Genomic DNA, 13,955 nt, shown 5'->3' with positions numbered 1-13,955 from the left:
ACGGGCTGCATGGCGAGCGAACGACGTTTCCGGATCAGACGGTCCCAGTCATAGCCAGAACACGTGCATGATGTCGGCGGTCGGTCCGCGCGCCACGCAGGGCTATGTGAGAACGAAGGGTCATGCGGCCTGAGATATCGGAGACCGTAGCCGAGATCCATGGGAATCTATGGTTAGCAAATGCCTAAGATTGGCTTTGCTCTGTTGCTCGCCGGCAATCATTATTTCGTCCAGGCTTAAGCAAACGGAATGGCATCTGTATGGATTTGAATGACGCGCTGAACCGGATGTTTCAGAAAGAGGCCATGCGGAAATTCGATGGGGTAGCGAGTATTCCCTGGTCGGGCGCCATAAGGGAACGATTCGACAAAGCTACCAAATCCATACTCTACTTCGACGACATCGCGCGGTTCGACAAAATGCATGCATCGAAGCGGCACAACTTTCTGTTGGGACCTGTCAGCATCGACCCGTTCCTCATGGATGCATTTGATTGTCTGAACATCCTGATCAGCTTTGACCTAGACCAAGCGAGGTCAAGGAATGACGTCGGTTTGGGAAGGTCTTGGACATTCGAAGGTCATCGTATCTTTTCGCAAATCCGCGAAATCCAGCGGATGTCGTGGCCTGATATAAGAACGACCAATCAGATAATCAGTGATCATCTCGGACAACTGTCCCGGCACGTCGCCGAAAAGCTGGCAGCCGACGTCAACACAGTGCGAGAAATTCTCGATCAACGACACCCGGACTTTGGCTTTTTCAACTCGTCTCGAATGAAGAGCCTGTGCGACCTTCAGTTCAACTTCCTTGATCGAAACCACATCTGGTCTACAGCAAGATCTACCCGAGTCTACGTTGCCCCAAACAGAGACGGCACCATCTACGAGGTAGTTGCTGAAGCACTTCTGTCGGACGCGAAATGGGACGGATTCTATGACCAAATCGACCGAAAGCCCTTCGCCCGCCACGAAACGCGAACGATAAACGGCACAACCGTTTCTTACCCAGCGCTGCATTTTCCGCCTGATCCGCAAATTGCCGCGTGTCTGAGAAGCGAGGCAAGACGGTTCGATCCAGATGCAATCATCTGCGTTTCCACTGAAAGCTTGGCAGACTACCGTCGCCCGATTCCGGTCAGCCAGGCACGACGCAAGCTCGATAACGACCTTCGCGATATGAGTGTATCGGCACCTTCGATGTGAGGCATGTGACCTTCGGTCAAAGTCGATCAATCGCTTGCAGCGCTCAAAATTTGCGAATCAAAGACCTTATATATTTCAGGGAGTTAGAATAGGTCTGGTGGCGCTTGCTACCTAATGCCGCTGTTGTGCGACGAAGCGCACCTTTATCTTCCGGTTCGTGATGACGCTGATGCGGTTCAACGTCAGGCTCTAGGATCGTTCGAAAGGATCGCCAAGGAAGGCCGAAAGTATGGGTTCTCCTTGCTTGTTGTGAGCCAGCGTCCCTCGGACGTCAGTCGGACCATTCTTAGCCAGTGCAATAATTTTTTGGCGTTGCGCCTCACTAATGAGACTGATCAAGGTGTCATCAAGCGCTTAATGCCGGACTCTTTAGCAGGGCTGACGAGCATATTGCCGCTACTCGACACGGGGGAGGCGCTGTTGCTGGGTGACGCCGTTCTGCTGCCGACGCGGATCAAGCTCGACATCCCTAAGGTGGTACCGGATAGCGCGACTCGAGAGTTTTGGAAGGAATGGGGGACGGTGAAGCCGGATGATGCTGCCATTGCGTCAGCAATCGAATGTTTACGAGGACAATCTCGTAACAGCGGCTAAGAGCGGCTGTGAATACATTGGGGGGAAGGTATGATTCTAACGGATAATGAGACAAAGGTAGATCTTCTCAACAATGAAGCGATCGCAAAGACCATCATCGGGCTGTTGCGCGAAAAGCCCGAGCGGGCCGTCACTATCGGTGTTCATGGTGACTGGGGCGCCGGCAAATCCAGCATCCTGGAGATGATCGAGAATGGCCTCAGTTCTGACAAGGACGTCCTCTGTATCAAATTCAATGGCTGGCGTTTTCAGGGATTCGAAGACGCCAAGATCGCGCTGATCGAGGGCATCGTCACCGGGCTTATCGAAAGACGTCCGTCGCTTACTCAGGCCGGCATGGCCGTGAAAGACATTTTCCGGCGGATCGACTGGCTCAAGATCGCGCGGCACGGCGGCGGTCTCGCTTTCACCGCATTCACCGGCATTCCCACAGCCGATCAGGTTGGCGCGGTGGTCGGCACCTTGAAGGGCATTTTCTCCGATCCCTCAAAACTCGCCACGCAGGAGAATTACGACAAAGCCATCGACGGTGTGCAGGGTCTGCTGAAACCCGGTGAGTCGAAGAATGTACCCGAAGAGATTGAGGCGTTCCGAAAGGCTTTTGACGATCTGCTCAAGCAGGCGGGCGTCGAGCAACTGATCGTTCTCATCGACGATCTCGACCGCTGCCTGCCGGATACGGCGATTGAAACCCTCGAAGCGGTTCGCCTGTTCGTATTCACTGCCCGCACCGCGTTCATCGTCGCGGCCGACGAGGCGATGATCGAATATTCGGTGCGCAAGCATTTCCCGGAGTTGCCGGACACGACCGGCCCCCGCGACTACGCGCGCAACTATCTCGAAAAGCTGATCCAAATACCGTTCCGTATTCCAGCTTTGGGCGAGACCGAAACCCGCATCTATGTCACCATGTTGCTCATTGGCGCCGAGCTAGGCGAGGACGCCCCCGCTTACTCAGCGCTGATCAACGTCGCGCGTGAACTGCTCAAACGGCCCTGGAAGACGGCCGGGCTCGACGCGCAGACGGTCAAAACCGCCTTGGGCGATAAAGCCAGCAAGGTCCAGAACGCGCTCACCTTGAGCGACCAGATCGGTCCGATCCTGGCCAGCGGCACGCAAGGCAATCCGCGGCAGATCAAGCGCTTCCTGAACACCCTGCTGCTGCGCCATCAAACCGCGCTCGCTCGCGGCTTTGGAGAAGAGGTGAAGCTGCCCGTCCTGGCGAAGTTCATGCTGGCCGAACGCTTCCTCTCCAGATTGTTCGACCAGATTGCCAGCGCTGCCGCCCGCGATCCGGATGGTCACTGCGCAGACTTGGCGGCGCTGGAAGCTGACGCTTCGCAAGAGAAGCCGTCTCCTAAACCTAAGCGGACCGGGCCGAAGATCAGTTCCCTTGATGACGCCAAGCCGACAGCCGTACCTGACTCCAAAGACAGCGCCATCCTGACAGAATGGAAGGCAGCGGACGCGATACGCGCCTGGGCGCGGTTGTCTCCGGCCTTGGCCGAAGTTGATCTGCGTCCCTATCTGTTCGTGACCAAGGACCGGAAGGACTATTTCGGGGCGGCCTCCGTCCTCGGGCGACTCGCTGCTGTGGTCGAAAAACTGCTCGGTCCGAAACTTGCCGTCCAGGCGTTCGAAGGCGAACTCAAGCAGCTCGTTCCGGCCGAGGCCGCCCAGGTCTTCGAGGAACTGCGCGGGCGCGTCATGGGCGGAGATGCCTTCGATATTGCGCCCCCCGGCATTGATGGACTTGCCGTGTTGGTTCGCGCGCACCCGACACTTCAAGCCAATCTTCTCGACCTGCTCGAAGCCTTGCCGGCCGATCGGTGCGGGCCGTGGCCCACGTCCGGCTGGGAAGGCGTCATCAAGGATTCCGACGCCGTTGCTCGATTCGAAAAACTGCTCCAAGGGTGGTCGACGTCCCGATCATCGTTCCTGAAGACGACGGCGAGCGCCGCGCTTCGCACTCGGAAAGGTGGGCGCTGATGGGCACGTCGAACGCTTTTGGAGGTGCGGGCGGCGGCACGCCGCTCATACCGAGTTGGTTGCAGGGTGACGGCGACGGCGGGACCAGCGCGGGCGACGTAACGCAACCCGTGTCGCCTGATGGATCGCCCCCAGCGGTTCCTCCCGCCCCGGCACCCCGACCAGCTCCGCCAGCAGGAGCATCGGATCGCTTTACATCGGCGCGAAGCAATTTCACGCGCTTCGTAAGCTCGGGCGGCCGCGACCGCAGGAGTCTCGGCCGCGCTGTCTCGCAATATGTGTCCAAATCGGCGGGCGGTTCGCGCCAGGCAGCGCAGCGCATGGGCTCATCGCGCGGAGCGGGTGCCGGGCTCGTCAGATTCCTCAATGACGCCAGTGCCAATGGCGTTCGCGAAGCTCTGCGAACGCTCAACCTTGAAAGCCTCGCCGGGCGGCCGATTGAGGAAGTATTCGCGGGGCTCGCCGATTACATTTGCCCCGAAGGCGGGTCGATCGACGAGGGAATCGCGCGAGACGCCTTCGTCGAGACCATCGCCGATCTCGCCGGTGCGGGCATTACCGATATCGATGCACTCACACCCGGCCAGATACAAACCGTCTTCGAACTATATGCAACGCACGCGATCGAGGCGCGCATCTGCAACGACATCGGCACCAAAGTCGTGACCTTGCCCACCGATCCGCGCGCAGCCGAGAGGGTTCAAGCGCAATTGCGTGATTTTATCCAGCGTGCTGTCAGCGACGCCATCAACGCCGCGGGTGTGAACATCCAGTCGCTGACCCCTGATGCGGTGATGGGCTTTGTAACCAACGTTTATCAATCCGCCTTCGACGTGTTGCATACGATGGGCGACGGGGAGGCAGCGAAATGAGGCGCCATGTCATCATCGGCCGTTTCGGACCGGACGACAAAACCCGTGTCCCGAAGGCGAGCGACGAGGTTGCATCGACCTTGCAGTTGGTAACGGGCACGCGTCTCGATCATGGGATCGGCCGCGCCTTGGCCGACCTCAAGGCGCTGCACCTGACCCCGAGCGAAGTCGGCGTGGACATGCTCGTCGTTGCCGCCCATGTCCACGCAGCGGACACCCGCATCTCCCGCTTCACGGAATCGCAGGACGCCTGGACGCGCGAAATTCGGCTGGTCATCCCGGTGAGCGATCCGGTGCGATGGACCGCCGCGGCACCGATATTGGTCCGCGCCCTCAACTTCCTGACCGGCGACAGATGGGATGTTGGCTTCCGCAAACGTGCCAAGGACTATGCGAAGCTGGTTCCTGTCGCGGCACCCACCTTTATACCTGCCCCGTTCGATGGCGTGAGTCTATTTTCCGGTGGTTTGGACAGTCTGATCGGCGTGATCGACAGCTTGAATGCTGGCGAGACGCCCCTCCTAGTCAGCCACGCCGGCGAAGGGTTGGTGAGCAAGTCGCAGGAGCAGTGCTTCGAAGGTTTGAAAGCCGCTTACAAATCATCCGCCTTCGATCGGCTGCGGGTGTGGATGAACTTCGATAGCGGGCTCGTCGAGGATGTCGCATCGGAGGGCACCACGCGCGGCCGCTCGTTCCTATTCTTCTCCCTGGGCGTCGCCGCTGGAACCGCGCTAGGCCGTGACTTCGTGCTCAAGGTTCCGGAGAATGGTCTGATCGCGCTCAATGTACCGCTCGATCGGCTTCGGCTCGGCGCGCTCAGCACCCGGACGACGCATCCTTTTTATATGACCCGGTGGAACGATTTGCTCCAGGCGCTCGGCGTTGGAGGGATAGTCGAGAATCCCTATTGGGATAAGACCAAAGGGGAGATGGTCGCCCAATGTGCCGATCCGTCCGTGTTGAAGCAGCTCGTCCCGCTGTCGCTATCATGTTCGTCACCGACGAAGGGGCGTTGGGCCAAGAAGCAGCAGGGACACTGCGGATACTGCCTGCCTTGCCTCATTCGGCGGGCCTCTCTGCGAGGCAAAGACGCGACCATTTACGGCGTACCTGACCTGAAGGCTGCCACATTGGACACCAGGCAGGCCGAAGGTCAGCAGGTCCGATCCTTCCAGATTGCATTCGAACGACTATCGAAGCGCCCGGAACTCGCCAAGGCCCTCATCCACAAGCCAGGGCCACTCTATGATGCCCCCTCGCGCCACGATGACTTGGCCGATGTATATCGCCGTGGATTGGAGGAAGTCGGGCGCTTGCTTACTGGCGTTCGCGCCGCACCGTCGTAAGAGGCCACATGCGATCAGGTCTGGTCGATTTTCATTGCCACCTCGACCTCTACCCCGACCACGAGGCCGCGGTGGAGCGTTGCGAGCACGATGGCGTGTTCACTCTCGCTGTGACCACCACGCCCATGGCTTGGCCGCGGAACCACGAACTTGCATCCGCCACCCGTCACGTTCGCGCGGCTCTCGGCCTGCACCCTCAGTTGGTCGCCGCTCGCGCTCATGAGATCGGGCTATGGGAGGAATTACTGCCGCGAACTCGCTATGTTGGGGAGGTTGGACTGGATGCCGGCCCACGGTTCTACAAGTCTTTCGACGCCCAAAAGGAGGTCTTCGCTCGCGTGCTATCGCTCTGTGCGGCGGCGGGGAACAAGATCGTGTCGACGCATAGTGTCCGTGCGACCAAGGCCGTGCTCGATATGGTCGAGCAATACATGCCGCCCTCGCGTGGGCGGATGGTGCTTCATTGGTTCACCGGCACCACAGCAGAGGCCAGGAGAGCCGTCGATCTCGGCTGCTATTTTTCAGTGAACGCCGAAATGCTCGTCAACGAGAAACGCGCGGCAATAACCAAGGCTTTGCCTCTAGATCGCATTCTGACGGAGACGGACGGACCGTTCACCCAAACCGACGGCCGCCCCACCACGAGCGATGTGTGGATCGCCGTGGAGGGCTTAGCGCGCCTGCACGGCATGCCTCCGGCCGTCATTTCAGCGACTGTAATGCGCAATCTGAAAAGCCTGGTTGTAGAACAAGAGTAGAGGGCCGTGACGCTCAACCCGTCGGCGACCGGAACGCCAGCCTCGAGCTCCTTCAAAATCCCGATGATCTGCTCTTCCGAAAAGCGGCTGCGCTTCATGCTCTGGTCCTCGTTAGGGCCAGAACGAACTTCAAACTGGATTAAGCCCGAGGGGCAAGGTCAGCGGCAATCCGACGATCGCCGCGAAAGAACTTTGATTTTCCGTTTTTGGGATCCGGCTAGGTCTTCGGGCTTTCGCCAACAGCGACTTAAGGCGGCCACCAGCTTGGCGCTGGCAGAATAGCCGGGTTTCACTGCTAGCCTAACCACCCTAAATGACCGCCACAACAGGCGAATTTGGCTATTATGACTGTTATGGCGGTCAAATATTGCAAGAAGGTCAAGTGTTCGCTATATGACTGAGGCGGCGGTCATTTAGGCCCTTAAGCCTTCTATATCGGTCAAAATGAAAATCTCGTCTCCCAAACGCCCGCGCACCTACTCGCGCCTCACGAAAGAAGCTCTGGAGCTGCTGGGTAAGCAAGTGCGCCTCGCGCGCAAGCAGCGTCGCATGTCCGAGGCCGATCTGGCGGCTCGCGTGGGTATCGCGCGCAGCACGCTTCAGCTGATCGAAAAGGGCGATCCCAAGGTCGAGATTGGCCTCGCATTCGAAGCCGCGACATTGGCCGGCGTGAGCCTGTTCGTGCCCGAGGCCTCGACACTTGCACCTCAATCGGAGCGGCTGAACGACAAGCTCGCGCTTCTCCCGAAGTCGATCCGTCGTCTGAGCAAGGAGGTCGACGATGATTTCTAAGAACGATAAGCGCGAGGCCCCACAGACTGCGTTTGTGTGGATCTGGCTGCCAGATGCCGATGAACCGATCGTGGCTGGCCGTGTCGATCGCGATGGCGATCTCTACGCTTTCACCTACGGTCGCAACTATCTCGCGCACAAGCAGGCGATCCCGATCTATTTGCCGGAGTTGCCGTTGCAGCGCGGCGCAATGCTGCCGAACGCTCCGCTAATGATAGCGAACTGTCTGCGCGACGGCGCGCCCGATGCCTGGGGGCGGCGTGTCATCATCAATCGCCTTACGGGTCTTAAAGGCGACGCGGCCAAAGATGTCGAATTCGACGAGCTGACCTTCATGCTGAATTCGGGTTCGGATCGCGCCGGCGCTCTCGATTTTCAAACCTCTCCCGGCGTTTACACGCCGCGCGACCAAGCCAGCGCAACGCTGGAACAATTAATGACTGCGGCCGAGTTCGTCGAGCGCGGCGAGCCGATTCCGCAGGCGCTCGACAACTTTCATGGCACCTCGATCGGCGGCGCGCGACCCAAGGCGCTGATTGAAGATGGTTCCAAGAAGTATATCGCGAAATTCTCCGCGACGAACGACACCTATGCGGTCGTCAAAGCCGAATTCATCGCGATGCGGCTTGCTGCGCGGGTCGGTATCGTTGTTGCTCCGGTCTCCTTGTGCGCGGTCGCGGGCAAAGATGTGCTGCTGGTCGAAAGGTTTGATCGCACACGTGCGGGCAAAGTGTGGTGCCGCCGCGCTATGGTCTCCGCTCTTACGCTGTTCGGCCTCGATGAACTATCGGCACGCCACGCGAGTTACACCGAACTCGCCGACATCGTTCGCGCGCGCTTCACCGCTCCGAAGGAAACGTTGCGTGAGCTGTATGCGCGGATGGTGTTCAATGTGCTGGTCGGCAACACCGATGATCATGCACGCAATCATGCCGCGTTCTGGGACGGATCGACTCTGACACTGACGCCAGCCTACGACATCTGCCCGCAAGCTCGCAACGCGCGGGGGCCGAACCAGGCGATTGGCATCGACGGTAACGAACGCAGAAGTTTGCTCGAAGCCTGCCGCGCGGCCGCGCCCAAGTTTCTGCTGAACGATAACGACGCGCGCGCCGTCATCGACGGTCAGGTTGTAACGATCCGGCAGAGTTGGGCCGACGTTTGTGACGAAGCCGGCTTGAGCGAGATCGATCGGACGTTCCTATGGCAACGCCAATTTCTGAACGACTACGCATTCGACGGCTACTCAACATCTGCGACCGGATAAACTTCGTGTGAGCTGTCTCAATTGGAGAGCTTCGATAGGCGATTAGCAAGGTCTTGCTAATCGCCTATCGACTGACCGCTTGACAACATTTTCACCGAAGAGAACCCGCCGCTTCCAGCGGGTTCTCTTTTGCCGCAAGGGGTGCGGCTCATCTTTGGGGTGATTTGCTGCACACTGTGGCTGAATCCAGCCATCCTATGCCAGCATTTACAATTCGCGGAACGAGTCTTCCAGAGCGCCCGGTACTTTCGCAGGTGGAACATTTCGACAGATACTCAGTCGATTTCTCTTCTTCACCGACTAGCTGCCAATTCCTCTCTATTGATGGTCGCTGCGGCTTTCGCCGTGGTGTTCATCGCGCCGCTTGAAATCGTCAATTTAAGTAAACTTGTTCGCAGGCTCATTCTGTTCTCTGCAAATCGTGGGTCTCATGCTGTGGGGTGCAGGTTGCCAAACCGCATCAATTCGTAACTTGCTGCAATCAACCGTATGCTGGCCTCGGAAGTGGGAGGACAACATGAGCTATGAAGATATCGGGATCGCCGGAGATGTAACTGAAGCATTGGAAGCCTGGCTCGCACGACGGTACGACAACGTGGTCGATATTGAGGTGCGAGGCGTCCACGAGGGCGAGTACGCCGCGATCGCCTACGCCGCCGTGCAATCCCCCGAGTCCTCTGGACCGGTGGGAGCCGTCGTTCTCATGCTTAAGCATGATCCAGAAGGCGGCTCTTACGGATATCGGATCAAAGAAATGACTGAGGACGAGGGCCCTGTTGTCGATTTCTGTCCCGTCCGTATCCTCGACCAACTGTCGCCAACCGAGAATCACTTCGCCGAGCACTGGAGAGATAGGTGTCGTCAGCGGGTGACCGAAAACGAAGGGATGCCGCAGTTTTCTAAGAGCTAGGCGCCGTAATATTACGGCATCGCTCTCGTCGGCGAATCGACGTTTGAAGGGACGCTACCGGTGGACATTGGTGGCGCTAGATACTGGATAAAATGCATGCGGGATGACCACGCTAGTCAGACCTCGCCAAACGATCTGAGCGGGCGCCGGGGAAGTTGCCTCTCGAGATCAGGCGTCCAATTCGAATGGTCATCGGAGAAGTTCCAAAGTGGTCAGAATGACCTTGAAAATGGACAACCTTCCCGATCTCCACAGCCGCGTTAGTGGGATTTGTGGATCTCGTATTTGGTCACGAAACCGTAGCCGCAGGTGTCGCAGCTCCACAGATAGCTGATCGAATCCTCGGCGAGAAATGCCGATGCTTCGGCGGCAATCATTGAATCGGCGCAGACCGGGCAGGTCGGGCGATCGCTTCCGCGCTGCTGAGCGGGACGAGGTACGCTACGCGGCAGCACTTCGATCGCTGCTGACATCGTGTCCTCCTTCACCATTGGTTGATCAGCTGACAATTAGTTCCTGATATCGAATGGCGGCATCTTACACATGAAACTCTGACGATGTCGCAACATAAATGCGTTCTCTGTGTGATTTCATGCAATGCAGAAATGAATGTTGCGCTGCATGATGTGACAGGTCTGAGTAGCAAGCGGGGCGATCCCAACTAGTTAGTTCGATAACCTCAGAGGGATCGATTGTGCGCTTGCAAAGATGGAACAGCGGGTAAACTTGACCATCGACGCCGATGCCGGATGCCATATCCGGTACCTCGCCCCTGAAACGGCGCCGAGGTCGCAGCGCCGGCTTTCAGGCGCGACGGCTATGACGCCGCCGTGACGAGGTGCGCGGAGTGCGTCGCTCGGCCACGAAGAACATGGCGCTGCGCGCAGCGGGGCGCTATCACTAAAACTTCACCCGGACTCACCAAAACTCCCAGAGATCTCCGATGGCACAACCGCCAAGACGCCCGCGAACGCTCGCCGATGCACGCACCGAAGCCGAGGCCGCGTTCAAGAAGATCACCGCCAAGCAGGCCGAGGCGCCGCCCAAGCAGGTGGCCGTGCCCGGCATCCGCGAGCAGGTGACGCTGCGCATCGACCAGGACGTGCTGGAGCATTTTCAGCAAGACGGCCCGGGCTGGCAGGACCGCATCAATGCCGCGCTGCGCAAGGCGGCGGGCCTGTAGCCGACCTGCGGCCGGCGTCTGTGCATGACGGGCCGCTGGCGGCAGCCGGCCGCGCTTGTGCTGCCGGGCGCGGCAGCGTATGTGGCGGCGGCGCTGCCGCTTGTCGCGGCGCGTGAAGTTTGCAGCGTTTCTGCGCCGACTGGCTGCCAGTCAGCGACAGGATAACGTGTCACAGTGAGAAAACGACTATTGCGGCTCTGGGGGCAGAACCGCAAGCATTCGCGTGCAAGAGGACTTGTTCGATGACGCAGCGTTCGACATCCGCCGATTTCGTCACCGCCTTCGCCACCGGCTGGCCGGAGCAGCAGCCGGATATCATGATCATCTCGTTGACCACGCAAAAAGGCGTGCAGGATTTCGCCGTCAACAAGGAGCAGGCGCTGCTGATCGCCAAGACCATCAAGCGCACCGCCGCGCAACTGGCGACGCCGAAGCCGCTGTCCTGACAGCCCAGCTTTTGAGGGGCAGCCGAAAGCCGCCGCTTCGCGCGGCGCAGCCTTGATCGAAGATCGGCAGGGGCGCGCTGCGCGCGAGGTGTTAGGAGCGGACCGCTTTGCCGGTGACCAGGCTGGTCTGATTGGTCACCGGATCGGTGACCGCTGTGCGGATCGACGCTTTATTGTTGCCGGCGAGGATGAACTTGCTGTCGCCAACGCGGAATGAGTTGTCGCGGATCAGCACCGACTGGAACTTGATCGTTCCTTCGCTTTCATAGCGAACCTGCGCGCGAAAACCGTTCACCTGCGAGATGGTGAACTTGAATTTCTTCGAGTTGGTGTAGCTGCCTTCCCATCGGCCTTCATAGGCTTCTGGATCGACATTGGTGTACGGCTTGCTCGAGGCGGAATTCAGATTAGCCTGAACGTAGCCGGTTGATAGAATGCTCATAATATCGGCCATCGACATACTCCCGCAGAATCGGCCGTCGGCTCTGTTGGTTCGCGTGGCGAGTAGACGCGCGATCCGTTAACGAAAACTGAATCGCGCACGGGCGCCGGTGTGCCGCCTGGCAGGTCGCGGCGGCGCGAAGTTAAAAACCGGATTGCGGCTAGCCGCCGCGCGGCCCGGCTTCACCTTGCGGGCCGGCATCACCCTTCGGGCCGGCATCACCCTTAGGTCCGGGCTCGCCCTTGGGACCAGGCTCGCCCTTCGGTCCAGCTTCGCCCTTGGGTCCGACATCGCCTTTCGGTCCCATATCGCCTTTGGGGCCGGCTTCGCCGCGCGGGCCAGCTTCGCCCTTGGCGCCGGGCTCGCCTTTGGGGCCGCGCGGACCGCAATTGGCGATCAGCAGATCGCGCAGCGTCTCTTTGCCGGCTTTCAGGTCGAATTTGCAGGTTTCCGGCAGATAAGACGTCGAGAAACGGAAACGGCGCGAGGAATTGCTCACGACCTTCTCACCGCTGCCGACGATCTCGACCTCCTGATTGGCCTTGTCGGTGCGGCCGGTGATCTGCAGCCTGCCGCTCTCGATTTTCGCGTCGAACAGATCCAGCGACCAGGCGGGGCTGCCGATCAGCAGCGAGGTGGCCAGACCGAGCAAAACGGGCTGCTTAATCATGATGAGGTCTCCTTAAGACAGGGTGCGCGCAGGCGTAAGAGCCGACCACCATAGTCAGTTCCAGATGGCCTCGGAATGACAAGGCTTGGCCTGGTCGCGCGGCGCCATGCCCCATCGCGCCAGCTTAGGCGGCCTAGCTGAGTTTTTGAGCGATATCAAAGTGCGGTGCGGCGGAGAGGCGCATCATTTTGTGCGCTGCATTATCCTCACGAACCAGGTGTCGTGTCATGGCAACTCCGGACATTCTGCTGATCGCCGCCGCCGCGCTGTCGACCGTCGTGATTTGGCTGGGCGTCGAAGTGCAAGGGCAGATCGTAGCCGCGCTGTCGAAGTCGTAACGAAGCAGCGCAGTCGATCCGTAGCGCTCGGCCCGTAGCGGCCGCGGGAGCGCGTGCGGACAAGTATTCCTTTTGAGTTTGCCGCTGACGAGGCGGCGCAAGGCACGCTGGTTCCGGCGACATCGGAACCGGCCGGCTTTGCTTTGTCTGCGGGCGAGCAGGAACAGAACCTGCTTGCTCCGCATTTTAGGGTGCCTCTCCGGGCGTGACACGTCGGCAGGGAGAACCGAGCACCCATGGCGCAAATCATCCGTCTGTTCGACCCCGGCCAAGATGCCGGCAAGGATGCGGTCAAGGCCGCCCAGAATGCCGCCGACGAGTTGAAGGCCAGCGGCTTTGCGCCGCGCGTCGCGACGGTGCCGCCAGATAAAAACCGCCGCCCGGAAGCGGCGCACGACGCCATCATTGCCGCTGGTTTTTCACGCACTGAAGCGGAGCGGCTTGCGCCCACGCTCGGCAGCGGCGGCGCGGTGCTGTGCGTCGAGGCGCCGTTCGGCCGCGGCACCCTGGCGGAGCAGATCATTGATCGTCACGGCGTGAGCCGGCCTGCGCCGGCACTGAGCGCCGCCGACAACCGATCCAAGCGCGCGCCGTCGCGCTCGGTGCTGCGCGGCAAGAGCGACCACGTCGCCGCGCCGTTGTCGTCGCTGCTCAAGCTGCCGGTGCTCATTCAATCAAAGCCGATCACGGTCAGCTCGCTCGGCGATCAGCGGCCGACCTTTCCGGTCAGCCTGCTGCGCTCTGATTTGTTCCTGTCGCGGCTGTTGGGCTTGCCGTTGCTGATGGCGCCGAAAACCTGGGCAAGGCTGATCCATGACCCTGCGCCATTGTCGACCTGGCTCGGACTGCCGGTGCTACTTCGCGGCGGCGACAGCCATCGCTCCAAGCCGCCGCATGAAGAGCCGTAGCCGAGAGCGCCCCTATGCGTGTGATAATAACGGCAATTGATACCAACCCATCCGCACGTCATGGCCGGGCTTCGTCCCGACCATCCACGCCTCTGATCTTGCTGCGCTTGCAAGACGTGGATGCCCGCGACAAGTGTTTAGCCCGGGGACATCCCTGACGGGTGTTCAGGGACATAGCGGACACATCACAATGGCTGGAATGGCTCTTTTTGGGGAGGCGTTCCATGCCGTTTCG

At 59.7% G+C, this 13,955-nt stretch carries 16 protein-coding genes and 1 pseudogene; 13 read left to right on the top strand and 4 right to left on the bottom strand.

Going from position 1 to position 13,955, the window contains the following annotated elements; all coding sequences use genetic code 11:
- Positions 1-260: 260 nt before the first annotated feature.
- The 6 genes from BJ122_RS13385 (at position 261) to qatD (ending at position 6,764) form a co-directional block, all read left to right on the top strand.
- Entirely contained in the window at positions 261-1,205 is a 945-nt protein-coding gene (locus tag BJ122_RS13385; protein WP_110781536.1) for a hypothetical protein, read from the top strand.
- Between the two features lie 114 nt (positions 1,206-1,319).
- Positions 1,320-1,799 carry an ATP-binding protein gene (locus tag BJ122_RS13380; protein WP_210205456.1) on the top strand — a complete coding sequence of 160 codons (480 nt, stop codon included), beginning with the start codon at positions 1,320-1,322 and terminating at the stop codon, positions 1,797-1,799.
- 30 nt (positions 1,800-1,829) lie between these two features.
- Positions 1,830-3,788, top strand: coding sequence for a Qat anti-phage system ATPase QatA (gene qatA, locus BJ122_RS13375; RefSeq protein ID WP_110781534.1), 1,959 nt, complete (start codon positions 1,830-1,832; stop codon positions 3,786-3,788).
- 278 nt (positions 3,789-4,066) lie between these two features.
- Positions 4,067-4,660, top strand: a complete 594-nt coding sequence (gene qatB, locus BJ122_RS13370; protein WP_245407728.1) for a Qat anti-phage system associated protein QatB — start codon at positions 4,067-4,069, stop codon at positions 4,658-4,660.
- Positions 4,657-6,006, top strand: coding sequence for a Qat anti-phage system QueC-like protein QatC (qatC, locus tag BJ122_RS13365; RefSeq protein ID WP_110781530.1), 1,350 nt, complete (start codon positions 4,657-4,659; stop codon positions 6,004-6,006). Before qatB ends, qatC begins: the two co-directional genes overlap by 4 nt.
- A gap of 8 nt (positions 6,007-6,014) precedes the next feature.
- Positions 6,015-6,764: a Qat anti-phage system TatD family nuclease QatD gene (gene qatD / locus BJ122_RS13360; protein WP_110781528.1), complete on the top strand. Its 750-nt coding sequence runs from the start codon at positions 6,015-6,017 to the stop codon at positions 6,762-6,764.
- Here qatD and BJ122_RS19960 read toward each other — a convergent pair.
- Positions 6,761-6,862 (bottom strand): annotated as a pseudogene (locus BJ122_RS19960) (transposase); the annotation flags it as partial. The gene qatD and the pseudogene BJ122_RS19960 overlap by 4 nt on opposite strands.
- 346 nt (positions 6,863-7,208) lie before the next feature.
- Here BJ122_RS19960 and BJ122_RS13355 point away from each other — a divergent pair.
- The 3 genes from BJ122_RS13355 to BJ122_RS13345 all read left to right on the top strand — a co-directional run bounded on the left by BJ122_RS13355 (position 7,209) and on the right by BJ122_RS13345 (position 9,733).
- Positions 7,209-7,556, top strand: coding sequence for a helix-turn-helix transcriptional regulator (locus tag BJ122_RS13355; protein ID WP_110781526.1), 348 nt, complete (start codon positions 7,209-7,211; stop codon positions 7,554-7,556).
- Positions 7,546-8,823: a type II toxin-antitoxin system HipA family toxin gene (locus BJ122_RS13350; protein ID WP_110781524.1), complete on the top strand. Its 1,278-nt coding sequence runs from the start codon at positions 7,546-7,548 to the stop codon at positions 8,821-8,823. Before BJ122_RS13355 ends, BJ122_RS13350 begins: the two co-directional genes overlap by 11 nt.
- A 517-nt stretch (positions 8,824-9,340) precedes the next feature.
- Positions 9,341-9,733 (top strand): hypothetical protein, encoded by a 393-nt coding sequence (locus tag BJ122_RS13345; protein WP_110781523.1) that lies wholly within the window; start codon positions 9,341-9,343, stop codon positions 9,731-9,733.
- A 260-nt stretch (positions 9,734-9,993) separates the two neighbouring features.
- Here the strand turns inward: BJ122_RS13345 and BJ122_RS13340 are convergent, their stop codons facing one another.
- Positions 9,994-10,206: a hypothetical protein gene (locus BJ122_RS13340; RefSeq protein ID WP_110781584.1), complete on the bottom strand. Its 213-nt coding sequence runs from the start codon at positions 10,204-10,206 to the stop codon at positions 9,994-9,996.
- Between the two features lie 470 nt (positions 10,207-10,676).
- Between BJ122_RS13340 and BJ122_RS13335 the strand changes: the two genes are divergently transcribed.
- Together BJ122_RS13335 and BJ122_RS13330 are read left to right on the top strand one after the other, a co-directional pair.
- A complete protein-coding gene (locus BJ122_RS13335) occupies positions 10,677-10,916 on the top strand; it encodes a BrnA antitoxin family protein (RefSeq protein ID WP_110781521.1) in 240 nt (79 codons plus the stop codon).
- 242 nt (positions 10,917-11,158) lie between these two features.
- Positions 11,159-11,362, top strand: a complete 204-nt coding sequence (locus BJ122_RS13330) for a hypothetical protein (protein WP_110781519.1) — start codon at positions 11,159-11,161, stop codon at positions 11,360-11,362.
- A gap of 91 nt (positions 11,363-11,453) precedes the next feature.
- On the opposite strand, the gene BJ122_RS13325 is transcribed toward BJ122_RS13330, so the two are convergent.
- A complete protein-coding gene (locus BJ122_RS13325) occupies positions 11,454-11,816 on the bottom strand; it encodes a hypothetical protein (protein ID WP_110781583.1) in 363 nt (120 codons plus the stop codon).
- A gap of 148 nt (positions 11,817-11,964) precedes the next feature.
- Positions 11,965-12,474, bottom strand: a complete 510-nt coding sequence (locus tag BJ122_RS13320; protein WP_110781517.1) for a collagen-like protein — start codon at positions 12,472-12,474, stop codon at positions 11,965-11,967.
- A gap of 227 nt (positions 12,475-12,701) precedes the next feature.
- Between BJ122_RS13320 and BJ122_RS13315 the strand changes: the two genes are divergently transcribed.
- Both BJ122_RS13315 and BJ122_RS13310 read left to right on the top strand, forming a co-directional pair.
- On the top strand, positions 12,702-12,812 hold the full coding sequence (locus tag BJ122_RS13315; protein WP_110781515.1) for a sodium:solute symporter: 111 nt from the start codon (positions 12,702-12,704) through the stop codon (positions 12,810-12,812).
- A gap of 236 nt (positions 12,813-13,048) precedes the next feature.
- A complete protein-coding gene (locus BJ122_RS13310; protein WP_110781513.1) occupies positions 13,049-13,720 on the top strand; it encodes a hypothetical protein in 672 nt (223 codons plus the stop codon).
- Positions 13,721-13,955: the final 235 nt, after the last annotated feature.

The sequence above is a fragment of the Rhodopseudomonas faecalis genome, from assembly GCF_003217325.1.
Classification (GTDB): Bacteria; Pseudomonadota; Alphaproteobacteria; order Rhizobiales; family Xanthobacteraceae; genus Rhodopseudomonas; species Rhodopseudomonas faecalis.
This window is presented reverse-complemented; position numbering and strand designations above follow the sequence as displayed.